This is a genomic window from Sphingobium sp. L-44 (assembly GCF_056859495.1).
In genome coordinates this window covers 132,049-148,920 of record NZ_JBSXOQ010000093.1, presented here as the reverse complement: position 1 = coordinate 148,920, position 16,872 = coordinate 132,049, and the positions used below count along the sequence as shown (strand labels likewise).

The 16,872-nt window shown below is 64.6% G+C and carries 16 protein-coding genes; 4 read left to right on the top strand and 12 right to left on the bottom strand.

Annotated elements, in window-relative coordinates; translation table 11 throughout:
* Nucleotides 1-24 precede the first annotated feature (24 nt).
* Together groL and groES are read right to left on the bottom strand one after the other, a co-directional pair.
* Nucleotides 25-1,668: a chaperonin GroEL gene (gene groL, locus AC13EK_RS13610; protein ID WP_004211302.1), complete on the bottom strand. Its 1,644-nt coding sequence runs from the start codon at nt 1,666-1,668 to the stop codon at nt 25-27.
* A 92-nt stretch (nt 1,669-1,760) separates the two neighbouring features.
* Entirely contained in the window at nt 1,761-2,048 is a 288-nt protein-coding gene (groES, locus tag AC13EK_RS13605; protein WP_069336734.1) for a co-chaperone GroES, read from the bottom strand.
* Nucleotides 2,049-2,848: 800 nt separating this feature from the next.
* Here groES and AC13EK_RS13600 point away from each other — a divergent pair.
* The 3 genes from AC13EK_RS13600 (at nt 2,849) to yghU (ending at nt 4,897) form a co-directional block, all read left to right on the top strand.
* Nucleotides 2,849-3,157, top strand: coding sequence for a DUF3601 domain-containing protein (locus AC13EK_RS13600; protein ID WP_080572845.1), 309 nt, complete (start codon nt 2,849-2,851; stop codon nt 3,155-3,157).
* 335 nt (nt 3,158-3,492) lie between these two features.
* On the top strand, nt 3,493-3,930 hold the full coding sequence (locus tag AC13EK_RS13595) for a universal stress protein (RefSeq protein ID WP_069336735.1): 438 nt from the start codon (nt 3,493-3,495) through the stop codon (nt 3,928-3,930).
* A 97-nt stretch (nt 3,931-4,027) separates the two neighbouring features.
* Entirely contained in the window at nt 4,028-4,897 is an 870-nt protein-coding gene (yghU, locus tag AC13EK_RS13590) for a glutathione-dependent disulfide-bond oxidoreductase (protein ID WP_069336736.1), read from the top strand.
* A 144-nt stretch (nt 4,898-5,041) separates the two neighbouring features.
* Here yghU and AC13EK_RS13585 read toward each other — a convergent pair whose 3' ends face one another.
* On the bottom strand, nt 5,042-5,653 hold the full coding sequence (locus AC13EK_RS13585; protein WP_483022236.1) for an NAD(P)-dependent oxidoreductase: 612 nt from the start codon (nt 5,651-5,653) through the stop codon (nt 5,042-5,044).
* Nucleotides 5,654-5,763: 110 nt separating this feature from the next.
* Between AC13EK_RS13585 and AC13EK_RS13580 the strand changes: the two genes are divergently transcribed.
* Nucleotides 5,764-6,156: a winged helix-turn-helix transcriptional regulator gene (locus tag AC13EK_RS13580; RefSeq protein ID WP_037517791.1), complete on the top strand. Its 393-nt coding sequence runs from the start codon at nt 5,764-5,766 to the stop codon at nt 6,154-6,156.
* On the opposite strand, the gene AC13EK_RS13575 is transcribed toward AC13EK_RS13580, so the two are convergent.
* The 9 genes from AC13EK_RS13575 to rpsO form a co-directional block, all read right to left on the bottom strand.
* Nucleotides 6,153-7,181, bottom strand: coding sequence for an acyltransferase family protein (locus AC13EK_RS13575; protein WP_069336738.1), 1,029 nt, complete (start codon nt 7,179-7,181; stop codon nt 6,153-6,155). The two genes, AC13EK_RS13580 and AC13EK_RS13575, sit on opposite strands and share 4 nt — an antisense overlap.
* 77 nt (nt 7,182-7,258) lie before the next feature.
* Nucleotides 7,259-7,576 (bottom strand): hypothetical protein, encoded by a 318-nt coding sequence (locus AC13EK_RS13570; protein WP_483022235.1) that lies wholly within the window; start codon nt 7,574-7,576, stop codon nt 7,259-7,261.
* A 9-nt stretch (nt 7,577-7,585) separates the two neighbouring features.
* On the bottom strand, nt 7,586-9,640 hold the full coding sequence (ligA, locus tag AC13EK_RS13565; protein WP_139149981.1) for an NAD-dependent DNA ligase LigA: 2,055 nt from the start codon (nt 9,638-9,640) through the stop codon (nt 7,586-7,588).
* A 230-nt stretch (nt 9,641-9,870) separates the two neighbouring features.
* Nucleotides 9,871-10,245, bottom strand: coding sequence for a putative quinol monooxygenase (locus tag AC13EK_RS13560; protein WP_069336740.1), 375 nt, complete (start codon nt 10,243-10,245; stop codon nt 9,871-9,873).
* 100 nt (nt 10,246-10,345) lie between these two features.
* Nucleotides 10,346-12,007, bottom strand: a complete 1,662-nt coding sequence (gene recN, locus AC13EK_RS13555; RefSeq protein WP_069336741.1) for a DNA repair protein RecN — start codon at nt 12,005-12,007, stop codon at nt 10,346-10,348.
* Nucleotides 12,008-12,059: 52 nt separating this feature from the next.
* The gene (locus AC13EK_RS13550) at nt 12,060-12,848 is read right to left on the bottom strand and encodes an outer membrane protein assembly factor BamD (RefSeq protein WP_037492082.1); all 789 of its coding nucleotides are present in this window, start codon (nt 12,846-12,848) and stop codon (nt 12,060-12,062) included.
* 67 nt (nt 12,849-12,915) lie between these two features.
* Entirely contained in the window at nt 12,916-13,935 is a 1,020-nt protein-coding gene (locus tag AC13EK_RS13545; RefSeq protein WP_069336742.1) for a sensor histidine kinase, read from the bottom strand.
* 147 nt (nt 13,936-14,082) lie between these two features.
* Entirely contained in the window at nt 14,083-16,398 is a 2,316-nt protein-coding gene (pnp, locus tag AC13EK_RS13540) for a polyribonucleotide nucleotidyltransferase (RefSeq protein ID WP_069336743.1), read from the bottom strand.
* 202 nt (nt 16,399-16,600) lie between these two features.
* Nucleotides 16,601-16,870: a 30S ribosomal protein S15 gene (gene rpsO / locus AC13EK_RS13535; RefSeq protein ID WP_010337408.1), complete on the bottom strand. Its 270-nt coding sequence runs from the start codon at nt 16,868-16,870 to the stop codon at nt 16,601-16,603.
* Between the last annotated feature and the right edge of the window lie 2 nt (nt 16,871-16,872).

Sequence of the window (16,872 nt, the reverse complement as noted above, 5' to 3'; positions counted from 1 at the left end):
AACTTCGTTTCGGTCGCGACCGAATTAGAAGTCCATGCCGCCCATGCCGCCCATGCCACCCGGCATGGCGGGCATGGCGGGCTTGTCTTCGGGCAGTTCCGAAACCGCGGCTTCGGTGGTGATCAGCAGACCAGCAACCGAGGCAGCGTTCTGGAGCGCGGTACGCACGACCTTGGTCGGGTCGATAACGCCGGCGGCAACCAGGTTTTCATAGGTGTCGGTCGACGCGTTGAAGCCGAACGAGGTGTCGGTCTGGTCGAGCAGCTTGCCCGAGACGACAGCACCGTCATGGCCGGCGTTGGCGGCGATCTGGCGAACCAGCGCGGTCAGCGACTTGCGGACGATGTCGATACCGCGGGTCTGGTCGTCATTGGCGCCAGCGACGCCTTCGAGAACCTTGGTCGCGTAGAGCAGCGCGGTGCCGCCACCGGGGACGATGCCTTCTTCGACGGCAGCGCGGGTCGCGTGCAGGGCGTCGTCGACGCGATCCTTGCGCTCCTTCACTTCGACTTCGGTCGCACCGCCAACCTTGATGACGGCAACGCCGCCAGCCAGCTTGGCCAGGCGTTCCTGCAGCTTTTCACGGTCATAGTCCGAAGTGGTGACTTCGATCTGCGCACGGATCTGCTCGGTACGGCCCTTGATCGAGTCGGCATCACCGGCGCCATCGACGATGGTGGTGTTGTCCTTGTCGATGGTGACGCGCTTGGCGGTGCCCAGCATGCCCAGGGTGACGTTTTCGAGCTTGATGCCCAGGTCTTCCGAGATCACTTCGCCCTTGGTCAGGACGGCGATGTCTTCCAGCATGGCCTTGCGGCGATCGCCGAAGCCCGGTGCCTTGACCGCAGCAACCTTCAGGCCGCCGCGCAGCTTGTTGACGACCAGGGTCGCCAGCGCTTCGCCTTCGATGTCCTCGGCGATGATGAGGAGCGGACGGCCCGACTGAACCACGGCTTCCAGGATCGGCAGGATCGACTGCAGATTCGAGAGCTTCTTCTCGTGGATCAGGATGTACGGATCAGCCAGCTCGACAGCCATCTTTTCCGGGTTGGTGATGAAGTAGGGCGACAGGTAGCCGCGGTCGAACTGCATGCCTTCGACAACGTCCAGCTCGAAGTCGAGACCCTTGGCCTCTTCCACGGTGATGACGCCTTCCTTGCCGACCTTTTCCATGGCTTCGGCGATCTTCTCGCCGACTTCCTTGTCGCCATTGGCCGAGATGATGCCGACCTGGGCAACTTCGGCCGAACCGGCAACCGGCTTCGAGCGCGACTGGATGTCCTCGACAACCTTGGCGACGGCGAGATCGATGCCGCGCTTCAGGTCCATCGGGTTCATGCCGGCGGCAACCGACTTCATGCCTTCGCGCACGATGGCCTGGGCCAGGACGGTCGCGGTGGTGGTGCCGTCACCGGCGATGTCGTTGGTCTTCGAAGCGACTTCGCGGACCATCTGGGCGCCCATATTCTCGAACTTGTCCTTCAGTTCGATTTCCTTGGCGACGCTGACGCCGTCCTTGGTGATGCGGGGGGCGCCGAAGCTCTTGTCGATGACGACGTTGCGGCCCTTCGGGCCCAGGGTCACCTTGACCGCGTCGGCCAGGATGTCAACGCCGCGCAGGATGCGCTCACGAGCGTCACGCGAAAACTTTACGTCCTTCGCTGCCATGATTTAATTCCTTCGAAAAATAGGGAAAAATGGAAAATCGAAATTCTGCGGGTTGCTGTCGCTCAGGCGACGATACCCAGCCCGTCGCCTTTTTAGGCGACAATACCCAGAATATCCGATTCCTTCATGATGAGCAGGTCTTCACCGTCGACCTTGACTTCGGTGCCCGACCACTTGCCGAACAGCACGCGATCGCCGACCTTGACGTCCAGCGGAGTGACCTTGCCGTCTTCGGCCTTCGAACCCGAACCGACGGAGACGATTTCGCCTTCCTGCGGCTTTTCCTTGGCGGTGTCGGGGATGATGATGCCACCGGCCGTCTTCGCTTCCGCTTCAATGCGGCGAACGAGAACGCGGTCATGCAACGGACGGAATGCCATGATGATTGCCTTTCCCTTTGTGCTGGGATGGGTCCGGCGCGGCCCGCAAGAGGAATGCCCCCGTGCGATATTGTGCCCCGCCTTGTCCTTCTCCCGATGAACTCTCTCATTGTTAGCACTCGCTGATGGAGAGTGCTAGCGGCATGCATATGGAAAAGTCGTTTCGCCGGTCAAGGGCGGGACGGGATAAAAATTTTCGCCGTCCCGATGGATCGGGGATCGATCGGGCAGGCACGCAGGCCATAGCGCAATCACCCCGCCCCGTCATGCCGGGCGCGACGGACCGCACGGGGATTGCGACGCGACAGGCGGCCGGACGGGTGACAGCACAGGGACACGCGCCTGTCGAAGTTCACAGTGTAAACGGGGTTTCCGGCGTCTTTGCACCTGCCACGCGCCAGGAACGCGTCGGCCACGCGCCTGTCGCGCCTCGGGGGTGTGGGGGCATGGGCCCATGGCACGCGCCCGTCATGCGGCGACGAAGCGACGGTGACGCGACACATAGGCGCCTGCCGCGCATCAATGAGGCTACAGGCGAGGCAGACGCGGCGATGCGGAGAAAGGCGCTGGTCCATCGCGCAGGGTAGATCAGAAATCGGGCATGTAGGACAGCATCGGTGAAGCGAGCATCTCCGTCATTGCGAGCGGAGCGAAGCAATCCATCTCGCGCCAGTGGATTGCTTCGCTCCGCTCGCAATGACGATATCCGGCTTTGACGGCTGACGACCAATTTTTGCCGCTTAGACGATCCAGTTCTAATCCCGATTGCGGACATGGGCGCGACAGCATAATTCAGCCTCATGATTGGACCGCATCCCTTGGGACATTGGACAGGCGCAGGCTGTAAGTCAGCACTCCAGCACTTGGCCGCTAATCGTCGATATATGGTTGTTTCAGAGTTTGTCGATTTTGACGGACACGTTCACAGAGAAGGCGAGGCATGGACCTTTCTTGGTGCCAGCTACCTACCCTATGACGATGGCCAATCACTTTTCGTTTCGCCGGATGGAAAATCTGAGTGGCATATCCGCTTACAATGGCGACCTGATGCGCAGGGGCACATACTGGATCATTTTGAGCGATACGTTCAATTAGAGGAAGTCGGCTAACACGCTCTACAGAGCGTTTAGCAGACAGTCCCCAATCCACCCTTTTCGTCATTCCCGCGCAGGCGGGAATCCATCTCCTGACCTCGCATCTGGTCCGAAGCTGGTGAGATGGATCCCCGCCTGCGCGGGGATGACGCTGTGAAACAGGTGGCCAGCTTCCCACCCCACTCCGCCATCTCCGCGACGGGTAGGAATGGCCCGGCTTGCCCCCTCCCCCATTGCCCGGCGATTGCGGCATGTCCTTATTCATGTCGCGTCGGGAATCTTTGATGGCTGGAGCATCCCGCGCGCGCGTCGGTGGTTGGATGGCGCATAAGCGATAAGAGGAGAGCGCCATGTCCTATGCCACGATCGTCGCCGCCGTCGATGTCAACGCCCCCGACCTCGCCCGTGCCGCCATTGCCGGCGCGGCCGATGTGGCGGGGGACGAGGGCGTCGTCCATCTGCTCTATGTCCGCTATTATCTGCCGACCCGCTATTCCGAACTGCTGGACGGCAGTTTCGACGAGAATGAGGAGCGCGATGCGCTGGCGGCGATGAAGGCATGGGCGAGCGAGGCCGGGCTGGCGCCCGATCGCACCCATTTCCTGACCCGGCGCGGGCGAGTGCGCGACGAGGTGCTGAGCGAGGCGGCGCGGCTGAAGGCCGACCTGGTGGTGATCGGTTCGCACCAGCCCTCGCTCACGTCCAAGCTGCTGGGGTCCAATGCGTCGGCGATCATCCATCAGTCGCCGGTCAGCGTGCTGGTGGTGCGGACGCAGGCGGCGGACTAGCAGAAATAATCAACAGGGGTTGAGCGGCGCTCGGTTGCGGCGGACGGGCGCCGTTCCTACCTGCCGGGCATCAGAGATTTATCGGAGCGATGCCCGCATGACCGACAGCTATACCCCGCCCGCCGTCTGGATTTGGGACAAGGATAAGGGCGGCGCCTTTGCCAATATCAACCGGCCGATCGCCGGCGCCACCCATGACAAGCCATTGCCGGTCGGCCCGCATCCGCTCCAGCTCTATTCGCTGGGCACGCCCAATGGGCAGAAGGTGACGATCCTGCTGGAGGAATTGCTGGAGGCGGGCGTCACGCAGGCCGAATATGATGCCTGGCTGATCCGCATCGGCGATGGCGACCAGTTCGGTAGCGGCTTTGTCGACGTCAATCCCAACAGCAAGATCCCCGCGCTGATGGACCATAGCGTGTCGCCGCCGCAGCGCGTGTTCGAATCCGGCGCGATCCTGCTCTACCTGGCCGAGAAGTTCGGCAAGTTCCTGCCGACCGATCCGGCCAAGCGCACTGCGGCGCTGAGCTGGCTGTTCTGGCAGATGGGCAGCGCGCCGATCCTGGGCGGCGGCTTTGGCCATTTCTTCGCCTATGCGCCGGAAAAATACGAATATCCGATCAACCGCTACACGATGGAAGTGAAGCGGCAGCTGGACGTGCTGGACCGGCATCTGGCGGAGAATGACTATCTGGCGGGCGACGAATATTCGATCGCCGATATCGCGGTGTGGCCCTGGTATGCGGGCGTGCTGCTGAACCGGGTCTATGGCGCGGCGGAATTTCTGGACGCGGGCAGCTACACCCATGTGCTGCGCTGGGCGAACCAGATCGATGCGCGCCCGGCGGTGAAGCGCGGGCGGATCGTCAACAAGACCAACGGGCCGCTGGAGGATCAGCTGCACGAGCGGCATGACGCCGGCGACTTTGCCACGAAGACGCAGGACAAGCTGGAGGGGGTGGCCTGACACCCATTCCATAGCTTCCGTTCGTTTCGAGCCTGTCGAGAAACGGGAAGCACGGACGGAGGGGCCAAGATGCGCGATCACGCACCGGCCCCTCCACCGCCTGCGGCGGTCCCCCTCCCCAAGCCAGGCTTGGGGAGGAATTTTTCAATAGCCCACGGTGAAGCGCTGGTGGCTATGTTTCCGCGCTTCGATCTCGTCCACGAGCGCGATGGCATAGTCGGCATAGGAGATGCTGCTATGGCCCTCGCCATCGACCAGCAACTGGTCGGTGCCGAGGCGGAACGCCCCCTTGCGGTCGCCGACGAAGAACAGGGCGGAGGGCGAGAGGAAGGTCCAATCGAGATCTTCGATGCCGCGCAGATATGTGAGGAAATCGCCGCCCCGGCCGGCTTCGGCCTTATAGGCTTCGGGGAATTCCGGCGTGTCGATCAACTTGACGCCCGGCGCGACCTCCAGGCTGCCGGCGCCGCCGACCACCAGATAGCGGGTCACGCCCGACGCGCGCACCGCGCCGACCAGCGATGCCGGATCGGTGTCGACGAACATGACGGCGCTTACCACCACATCATGGCCGGCGAGCAGCGCACTGAGCGCCGCCGCATCATTGACGTCGCCGGCGACGGCGGTGACGCCGGCATCCTGCACGGCATTTTCGGGATGGCGCGAGATCACCGTCTCCTGATGGCCGCGACGGGCCAGTTCCGCGCTGATTTCCCGCCCTGCCCGGCCGCTGCCGCCGATGATCGCGATCTTCATGTTCCATTCTCCATGGGTAGTTGCCAATGGAAACCAGATAGCGATTAGGATATCATGGTCGCAAGAAGGCACTTTGCCATCACCTGGTTACGCCGAGGATACCGCCTGCCATGACTGCGCCCACGCCCCTGCCCCGGATCGGCGACGCCTATGATCCCGATTGCCCGACCCGCCATGTGCTGGACCGGATCGGCGACAAATGGGCGGTGCTGGTGATGCTGACGTTGAAGGACGGGCCGGTGCGGTTCAACGATCTGCGCCGGAGGATCGGCGCGATCTCGCAGAAGATGCTGTCGCAGACATTGAAGAGCCTGGAGCGCGACGGGCTGGTGAGCCGCGCGGCCTATGCCACGGTGCCGGTGACGGTGGAATATCGGCTGACCGAGATGGCGCAGGGGCTGATCGGCATATTGGACCAGATCACCCGCTGGGCCGAGGGCCATGTCGGCGCGATCATGGACGCGCGCCGGGCGCATGACGCGCGGGAGGCCGAGGCCGCCTAACCGGCCTGGGTGGCGCGCTGGCCCTGCGACGCGGTGCGTTCACGCCACCAGCGGTTGATGCGGCGGGCGGCGGGACGCTCCACGCCATAGGTGAGCGCGCTTGCCAGCAGCAGCGAGGCTGCGGTTGCCAGCAGCAGGCCGATCCAGGTCGACAGGCCGGCGCGGTCGACCAGGTTCATGATCGCCAGCCCGGCATTATGGTGGATGAGGTAGAGCGCGTAGCTGATCGCGCCCAGCCAGAGCAGCAGCCGATGGCGCAGGAAGGGCAGCCAGCCGCGCAGCATCGCGGCGAAGATCGCCATCACCAGCAGCGCCGCGACCAGATATTCGCGCGGGTCGGCCCAGGCGATCGTCGCCAGCGCCGCCACGAAGAAGAGCGCCTGTTGCCCCCAGCGGCGATGGCCCGACCAGATGCGGTAGAAGAGCATGCCGATGATGAAGAAGGGGATATAGTCGAGCACCAGCAGCATGACGAGGCGGCTGGGCATCGCGTGCCAGCCGGCAATCGCGGCCTCGATCGCCAGCCAGCCGAGCAGCAGCCATTCGAGCCGGGCAAAGCCGCGCCCCATCCAGATCGCCAGCATGCAGCAATAGAAGGCGAGTTCTACCCCCAGCGTCCAGTAGACGCCATCGACCGCGGGCAGGTAGAAATAGCCCTGCAGCATCGTCATGTTGACCGGGATCACCCAGGCGGGCGGCAGCAACTGACCGGCGCCAAGCAGCAGGACGATGCCGATCGAAAGCGCCATCGCCGCCCAATAGACTGGATAGAGCCGGGCGAAGCGCTTGACCGCGAAATCGGCGGCGCTGCGCGTCCCTTCCAGCGAGAAGGCGATGACGAAGCCGGAAATGGCAAAGAAGAGCAGCACGCCATAGCCGCCATGTTCGAACAAAGGCGGCAGGCGATGGCCGTGCGGGAAGAGCTTGGGGTAGATGTTGAAATAATGGAAGAGCAGCACGGAAAAGGCCGCGATGCCACGCAACGCGTCCAGTTCCTGCAATCGCGTCCGACCCTGCCCCATCATCTCCCTGCCCTACGCCCCCACGCGATAAGATTGGGTAAATTTGCGTGAACGATAGCGCCCGCCCTGGGGCGCCGGCATCAATTGCCGTCGGCGTCGACCATGAACTGCATCGCCTTGCCGCGCGATTCCGGTTCCCAGCCGGCCGCCAGCGCCGCGCGTACGCCACGCGCGACGATGGCGTCGTTGATCTGGAGCCGGCCGCGCGCCAGTCCTTTGAGCAGGCGCTTGGGCGGCGGAAATTCCAGCACGGCGCCGCGCTGCGTCCCCTGCTGCTGCAGGGCGACGGTCATGCCGCGCCAGCCATCCGCATCGCTCCATTGCGGTTCGCGCCGCACTTCCCAATCATAATGCGCGCCATCGACCAGGACGGTGCCGCTGTTGTTGCTGTTTGACATGATCGCCCCTTAGCCTGCCGCCCTGACGATGTCAGCCCAGGCTTGTTCGCTAATCACCTCGATGCCGAGCGCGGTCGCCTGCTTGAGCTTCGATCCCGCGCCGGGGCCGGCGACGACCAAGTCGGTCTTGGCGCTGACCGATCCCGCCGCCTTGGCGCCCAGCCGCTCCGCCTGCGCCTTGGCCTCGTCGCGGCTCATGGTTTCCAGCTTGCCGGTGAAGACGACGATCTTGCCGGTGACGGCGCTGGCGGTGGTTTCGACGACATAATCGGGCGGCGACACTTCGGAGAGCAGATCGTCCCAAGCCTCGACATTATGGGGTTCGTGGAAGAAGTCGGCGAGCGCATGGCCGACGGCGGCGCCGACATTCTCGACCCCGATATGCTCGGCAATCGCCTTGTCCTTCTTGGCCTGCGTGTCATGGTCCTGATCGCGCAGGGCAATGATCTCGTCGGCCAGGGTGCGGAGCGCAGGAAGCGTGGTGTAGCGCTTCAACAGATCGCGCGCGGTGACGGCGCCGATATGGCGGATGCCGAGGCCAAACAGCAGCTTGGCGGCGTCGGGCGCGCGCTTTGCCTCGATCGCGGCGAGCAGATTGTCGACCGATTTTTCCTTCCAGCCCTCGCGCCCCAGCAGTTCGCCGGCATGGGTGCGCAGGCGGAAAATGTCGGCCGGCTCCTTGATCCAGCCAAGGTCGAGAAATTCCTCGATCGTCTTTTCGCCCAGCCCCTCGATATCGAGCGCGGCGCGGCTGACGAAATGGCGCAGCCGCTCGAACCGCTGGGCGGCGCAGATCAGGCCGCCGGTGCAGCGATAATCGACTTCCTCCTCCTCGCGCACCGCTTCCGATCCGCAGACCGGGCAGTGAGTGGGGAAGGGAAAGGGTTCGCGTACTTCGTCGCGGGTCAGATTGTCGACCACCTGCGGGATGACGTCGCCGGCGCGCTGGACGACGATGCGGTCGCCCGGCCGCACGCCCAGCCGTTCGATCTCGTCGGCATTGTGGAGCGTGACGTTGGAGACGACGACGCCGCCGACCGTCACCGGGGTCAGGCGCCCGACCGGGGTCAGCTTGCCGGTGCGACCGACCTGGATATCGATCGCCTCCAGCGTGGTCTGGGCGCGTTCGGCCGGGAATTTATGGGCGATCGCCCAGCGCGGCGCCTTGGCCACGAAGCCGAGCCGCTGCTGCCAGTCGAGCCGGTCGACCTTGTAGACGACGCCGTCAATGTCGAAGGGCAGGTCGGCGCGCGCGCGCTCGATCGCGCGATAATGGGCCAGGATCGCGTCGATGCTATCGACGCAGACCAGCATGTCGGACACCGGCAGGCCCCAGCTCGCGATCGCCTGCATCACGCCCAACTGGGTGTCGGCGGGCAGCGCGCTATGGGCGCCCCAGCCATGAGCGAGGAAACGCAGCGGGCGGCTGGCGGTGACGCTGGCATCCTTCTGGCGCAGCGAGCCGGCGGCGGCGTTGCGCGGATTGGCGAACTGGCGCGCCTTGTCCGCATCCTCCGCCTCGTCCAGCAGCCGCTGGTTGAGGGCGACGAAATCCGCCTTGGCCATATAGACCTCGCCCCGTATCTCGAACAGGTCGGGCATGGCTTCGCCGGTCAGGCGCTCAGGGATGTCGGCGATGGTGCGGACATTGGCGGTCACATCCTCGCCCGTGGTGCCGTCGCCGCGGGTTGCGGCCAGCACCAGCTCGCCCTGTTCGTACCGCAGCGAACAGGACAGGCCATCGATCTTCGGTTCGGCAGTCATCGCCACCGGCGCGTCTTCGGCCAGCGCGAGGAAGCGGCGGACGCGCGCGGCGAACTCGGCGATATCCTCGTCGGCAAAGCCATTGTCGAGGCTCATCATGCGGACCGCGTGCGGCACCTTCTGCATGCCTGCGGCTGGCGAACCGGCAACTGCCTGAGTGGGATCAAATAGATCAACCAGATCCGGGAAGTCGCGCTCGAGATCTCTCAACTGCTTTTTGAGACCGTCGTATTCTCCGTCACTGATCGTCGGATCATCATGCACGTAGTAGCGATCATCGTGATATTGGATCGTTTGCATGATCCGAGAATGCTCGGCCTGCGCCTCCGGTGGCACGCCCGCCAGTTTCGACACCTCTTGCTTGCGAAGCTTCTTTTTCGGGAGATTTGCATCGTTCATGGGCGTTCCTTAGCGCCCTCCGCTCGTCCTGAGTAGCCACTGAGCAAAGTCAAAGCCTCATGTCGAAGGGCAAGTGCGTCGATGCGGGGTTTATACAGGTTTAGCCCCTACTCAAATCGAATGGGAAGATATCACACTCCCGCCACCGGCACGGTTTCAAAATGCTGGGGGAAGCCGGCGATGATCGGGCGGGCCTTGGCGATGGCGGCGCGGACGGCGGGGAGTTTCAGCGAGGCCGCGTGGCTTTCGCGGCTGTCCCAGACTTCGGTGATCCAGAGCGCGTCGGGATTGGCGGTGTCGAGCGCCACGACATAGGAGAGGCAGCCGGGCATCGCACCGATCGCATCCTTGAGATAACCGACCAGTTCGTCGCGCTTGCCCGGCGTGCTGAGCATCTGGCCGATCAGGCCGTAGCGGGGCTTTGCCTCCTGGGCGGTGGCGGGGATGGCGCTGGCGGCCAGCGTCGCGGCGGTGAGGCCGAGCATGTCTCTGCGATTATGGGTCATGCGGCTATCTCCCCGTTCGGTTCGAGAATCCTGAGCCTGTCGAAGGGCGAGAACCCTGCACTCTGGCTCTCGACAAGCTCGAACCGAACGGAGGTGGGAGTCAAGCTTCCAGCAGCCGTTCCGCCTGTGCCCGTGCTTCGGCGGTGATTTCCGCGCCGGAGAGCATGCGGGCGATTTCCTCGCGGCGTTCGCCATCGCTCAGCGCATGGACGCCGGTGCGCGTCACCGTGCCGTCGCTGGATTTCGCGATCAGCATATGGCCGGCGCCGCGCGCCGCGACCTGCGGGCTGTGGGTGACGACGAGGATCTGGTTGCTCTGCGCCAGGCGCGACAAGCGCTCGCCGATCGCATCGGCCACCGCACCGCCGACGCCCCGGTCGATCTCGTCGAAGATCAACGTGTCGGCCCCGCCCCGCTCCGCCAGCGCGACCTTGAGCGCGAGGATGAAGCGGGACAGTTCGCCGCCCGAGGCGATCTTGGCGAGCGGCGCGAAGGGCGCGCCGGGATTGGTCGAAATCTCGAACTCGACCCGATCCATGCCAGCGCCGCTCCATTGCCCTTCGTCGAGTGGGGCTACGACGGTGCGGAAGCGGGCGGCGTCAAGCTTGAGCGGCGCCAGTTCGCCCGCGACCGCCGCATCGAGCCGGCCGGCGGCCAGCTGGCGTTCGGCCGACAGCGCCTGGGCGGCGGCGCGATAGGTTGCGGCCTTGCGTGCGACATCGGCTTCGAGCGCAGCGATATGCTCCTCCCCACCCTCGATCGCGGCGAGGCGGGCGGCCATCTCGTCGCGCAGCGCGGCAAGATCGTCGGGCGCGACCTGATGCTTGCGGGCGAGACCCCGCAGGTCGAACAGCCGGGTCTCGATCGCGTCCAGCCGGGCGGGGTCGAAGCTCAGCGCCTCGGCCGCCTCGGCCAGCTTGTCCTCCGCCTCGCCCGCTTCGATGACGGCGCGGTCCAGCGCCTCCAGCACGGCGGAGAGCGGTTCATATTCGCCCGCGATCCGGTCGAGCCGGCGCGCCGCCTGGCGCAACTGGGCAAGGCCGCCATCCGAGCCGGTCAGGCAATCAGTGACGGCGGACAGGTCATCGGACAGGCGCGCGCCCTTCTGCATGGTCGCGCGCTCCTCCGCCAAAGTCGCTTCCTCGCCGGCTTCGGGCGCGAATTTCGACAGTTCGGCGACGGCATGGTCGAGATAGTCGCGGTCGCGCGCGGCCGTTGCGATCGTCTCGCGCGCCTGCGCCAGATCGGAAGCAGCGCTGCGCCAGGCGGCATGGGCGCTGGCGACGGCGTCCGCCTCGCACCGGCCATAGCTGTCGAGCAGGGCACGGTGGCCGCGGGCATTGAGCAGGCCGCGATCGTCATGCTGACCGTGAATCTCGACCAGCGCGCCGCCCAGGTCGCGCAGCAGCGCGGCGGAACAGGCCTGGTCGTTGATGAAGGCGCGGCTGCCACCATCGGCCTTGACCGTGCGGCGGATCAGCAGCGGTTCGCCGGCTTCGATCTCGATGCCATTGTCGGCCAGCAGCAGCGCGGCGCGATGACCGGTGGGCGGCGGATCGAAGCTGGCGGTGACGCTGGCCTGCGCCTCCCCCGCGCGGACGAGGCCGCTGTCGGCGCGGGCGCCGAGCGCCAGCCCCAGCGAATCGAGCAGGATCGACTTGCCCGCGCCGGTTTCACCGGTGAGGACGGACAGGCCGGCGCCGAACTCCAGGTCCAGCGCCTCGATCAGCACGACATTGCGGATGGCAAGCGAGGTCAGCATGGCGCCTGTCTACCTGCCATCGCACAAAAGGGGAACAAATAAAGCGTGCGCCTCAGCTCTTGACCGGATGCTGCTGCATCAGCTTGTAGCTGCGCTCATACCATTTGGTGCCGGGATAGTTGCGGCCCAGCACGGCGGCGGCCTTCTGCGCTTCGGCCGGGATGCCGAGCGAGAGATAGGATTCGACCAGACGCTCCAGCGCTTCGGGCGTGTGGGTGGTGGTCTGGAACTTGTCGATCACGGTGCGGAAGCGCAGCGTGGCGGCAAGCCACTGGCCCCGGCGCTGGTAGAAGCGGCCCAGCTCCATTTCCTTGCCGGCGAGGTGGTCATTCACCAGGTCGACCTTCAGACGGGCGTCTGCGGCATAGCGGGTGTCGGGATAGCGGCGGATCAGTTCGCCCAGCGCATCCATCGCCTGCTGCGTGATCTTCTGGTCGCGGGTGACGTCGGCAATTTGCTCATAATAGCACAGCGCGATCAGATAATAAGCGTAGGGCGCGTCCTTGTTGCCGGTGTGGATCGACAGGAAGCGCTGCGAGGCCGCGATCGATTCCGGATAGTCGCGGTTCATATAATAGCTGAACGCCGACATGAGCTGCGCACGGCGCGCCCAGGGCGAATAGGGATGCTGGCGCTCGACCTCATCGAACAGCGCGGCGGCGAGCTTGTACTGGCCGCGATCGAGGCGGGCCTTGCCGCTGTTGTAGAGGGTCGACACGTCGCGGGCGACGTAGAGGGTGTCGGCCTTGTTCTTCGATGTGGAGCAGCCGGTCAGCACAGGCGAGGCGATCAGGACCAGAGTGGTGGCCGCGCCGATGCGCGTCAGGGTTTTCGTCAGCATGCGCCGGGTCATAGCCGAGCGGATCGCCGTCGCCAAGCGCCAGAATGTTGCAGAACGTTAAGGCGTGTCAGCGCGTCTGTTGCGGCAGGTCGAGGCAGGCCATGGCGCCGCCATCCGGCGCGGGTTCCAGCCGGAAACTGCCGCCCAGTTGTTGCGCCAGCGCGACGGCGATGCGCAGGCCGATGCTGGTCGGCCCGTCGGGCATGGTCCCGTCCGGCAGGCCGCGCCCGTCGTCGACGATGCGCAGATGGAGCGCGCCGTCCGCCTGCTGTTCCAGCGTCACCGCCACCCGCCCGGCGCGATCGGGCAGGCCATGTTCGATCGCGTTGCTGACCGATTCCGCCACGATCAGCGCCAGCGGCACGATGACATCGGGTTCGAGCGACAGGCCATCGGGCGCGCAAATGGTGCAATCGATATCGGTGCGGCCCGACGCATCGACGATATCGGCGCAGAGCATGACCATGAAGGCGCGCAGTTCCTGCCCCTGCCCCGAGGGATCATAGAGAGCGCGGCTGATCTTGCCGATCAGGGCGAGGCGGGCGGCGGCATCGTCCAGCGCGCGACGGGCGACATCATTGTCGATCTGGCGCCGCTGGAGCGAGAGCATGGCGGCCACCACCTGAAGATTGTTCGACACGCGGTGCTGGAGTTCGCGGAACAATAATTCGCGATTCTCGGCCAGGGCGCGGCTGCGCTCCCGCTCCACCGCCAGGTTGAAATTGGCGCGCTGCATGAAGTGGATGAGCAATATGTCGACGGCCACGACCATCGTGTAGAAGATCAGCGCCATGGCGACGCCGGGGTTGAAGGCCAGCGCATAGAAGGGCGGGATGAAGCAATACCAGGACAGCAGCCCGCCGATGACGGCGGCGAAGATGCCCGGCCGTACCCCGAACAGGAAGGAGGAGAGGATGACCGCCGGGAAGAAGGTGACGAAGGGATAGCCGACCGGCAGCAGCGTTTCCGCTGCGACACGCGCCAGCCAGGCGAGCATGCAGAGCAGCAGGCTCAGGGCATAGCCATAGACCGGTCTTGGAAGCACGAGCGGCAGGCGCTCGACAAACCGCTCATTCCTGCGTTGCATGGATATTCCCCCCGGGACCGTGACGCGAGCGTATCAGATGTCGTCCCCCGCGCCTTGATCGAAATCAGCCCTGACAGGATTCGTCACGAAAAAGGGCGCCCGGTCGAACCGGACGCCCCTTTTTCTTGTCAGCGATGATGCTGCCGATCAGTCCTGGGTCAGGAAGTCGGGCAGGCCGGCGTTGGAGCCGTCATCGTCGCCCTTGCCTTCGCTGCGCGGGCCACGGTCGCGGCGCGGGCCACGATCGCCACCACGACCGCCACGGTCGCCGCCGTCACGGCGCGGGCCGCGACCACGATCGCCGCGATCACCACGGTCGCCGCGCGGTTCACGCGGTTCGCGGGCCGGACGGGTGTCTTCCAGTTCCTCGCCGGTTTCCTGGTCGACGACGCGCATCGACAGGCGAACCTTGCCGCGCGGATCGATCTCGAGAACCTTGACCTTCACTTCCTGGCCTTCCGACACGACGTCGGTCGGCTTTTCGACGCGCTCATTCTTCATTTCGCTGACGTGGACGAGGCCGTCCTTGCCACCCATGAAGTTCACGAACGCACCGAAGTCGACGATGTTGACGACCTTGCCGGTGTAGATCTTGCCGACTTCCGCTTCCTCGACGATGCCGAGAATCCACTTCTTGGCAGCTTCGATCTGGGCGGTGTCGGACGACGAAATCTTGATGATGCCTTCGTCGTCGATGTCGACCTTGGCGCCGGTTTCGGCGACGATCTCGCGGATGACCTTGCCGCCGGTGCCGATGACGTCACGGATCTTCGACTTGTCGATCTGGATCGTCTCAATGCGCGGGGCGTGCGCCGACAGTTCGGTGCGGGTCGAGGACAGGGCCTTGTTCATCTCACCCAGGATGTGGGCGCGACCTTCCTTGGCCTGACGCAGGGCGGTCTCGAAGATTTCCTGCGTGATGCCGGCAACCTTGATGTCCATCTGCATGGTGGTGATGCCGGCTTCGGTGCCAGCGACCTTGAAGTCCATGTCGCCGAGGTGATCTTCGTCGCCCAGGATGTCCGAGATGACGGCGAAGTCGCTGCCTTCCAGGATCAGGCCCATGGCGATGCCCGACACCGGACGCTTCAGCGGAACGCCCGCGTCCATCATCGAGAGCGAACCACCGCAGACGGTGGCCATCGACGAGGAACCGTTCGACTCGGTGATGTCCGAGAGAACGCGGATGGTGTAGGGGAATTCGTCCTTGGTCGGCAGCACCGGGTGCAGCGCACGCCAGGCGAGCTTGCCATGGCCGACTTCACGACGACCCGGCGCACCGAAGCGGCCCACTTCACCGACCGAATAGGGCGGGAAGTTGTAGTGCAGCATGAAGTTTTCATAGTGCAGGCCGGTGAGGCCGTCGATCATCTGCTCGGCGTCCTTGGTGCCCAGCGTGGTGGTGCAGATCGCCTGCGTCTCGCCACGGGTGAACAGGGCCGAACCATGGGTGCGCGGCAGGAAGCCGACCATCGCCTCGATCGGACGGATCTGGGTGGTGGTGCGGCCGTCGATGCGCTGGCCGTCCTTCAGGATGGCGCCACGCACGATCTCGGCTTCCAGCTTCTTGGTCAGCTTGATGCCGGCCATCACGGTCTGGGCGTCGAGGCCGTCTTCCGTGAACATCGCCTTCGCCTTGGCGCGGGCTTCGTTCAGGGCGTTCGAGCGGGCCGACTTGTCGGTCAGCTTGTAGGCGGCGGCGATATCGCCACCGATCAGGTCCTTGAGCTTGGTCTTCAGCGCGCCGAGATCGTCGCCCTTGGCCATTTCCCAAGGATCCTTGGCGGCCTTTTCGGCCAGCTGGATGATCGCGTCGACGACCTTCTTGCTCGCTTCATGGGCGAACAGGACGGCGCCGAGCATGACGTCTTCCGACAGTTCCTTGGCTTCGGATTCGACCATCATCACGGCGTTGCTGGTGGCAGCGACGACCAGGTCGAGTTCGCCGGTCTTCACTTCGTCCAGCGACGGGTTCAGCTGATATTCGCCATCCTTGTAACCGACGCGCGCAGCGCCGATCGGGCCCATGAAAGGCACGCCCGACAGGGTCAGGGCAGCGGAAGCAGCGATCATCGCAACGATGTCGGGCTCGCTCTCGCCATCGAACGACATCACCTGGGCGATGACGTTGATTTCGTTGTAGAAGCCTTCGGGGAAGAGCGGGCGGATCGGACGGTCGATCAGGCGCGAAACCAGGGTTTCCTTCTCGGTGGCGCCACGCTCACGCTTGAAGAAGCCGCCCGGAATGCGGCCGGCGGCCGAATATTTTTCCTGATAGTGAACGGTCAGCGGGAAGAAGTCCTGGCCTTCCTTCACCGACTTGGCGGCGGTCACGGCGCACAGCACCACGGTTTCGCCATAGGTTGCCAGCACGGCGGCGTCGGCCTGACGCGCGATCCGGCCGGTTTCGAGGGTCAGCGTCTTGCCGGCCAGCTCGATCGAAACTTTCTTTACATCGAACATATATGTTCCTTTGCCCACCTGGCCCTATTGCCGGGCGGGGCCTCATATGCGGACGAAACCGGTCCGCGGCGGTTGTGGAGCATCGTATGGCCCCTGAAACGAAACGGGGCGCCGGATTGCGCCCGTCCCGAATGACATCCCCAAAAGGACGTCCGTTAGAATCGGAAACGACCCCGAATGGGGCCGTCCCTTATTAGCAGGCTTACTTGCGCAGGCCCAGCTTGGTGATGAGGTCGGTGTAGCGAGCCGCATCCTTCTTCTTCAGATAGTCCAGCAGCGAACGACGCTTGTTGACCAGCATCAGCAGGCCGCGACGGCTGTGGTTATCCTTGTGGTGACCCTTGAAATGCTCGGTCAGGTTCGAGATGCGCTCCGACAGGATCGCAACCTGGACTTCCGGCGAACCGGTGTCGCCTTCGACGCGGGCATGTTCCTTGATCAGCGCTTCCTTGCGCTCTGCAGTGATCGACATCG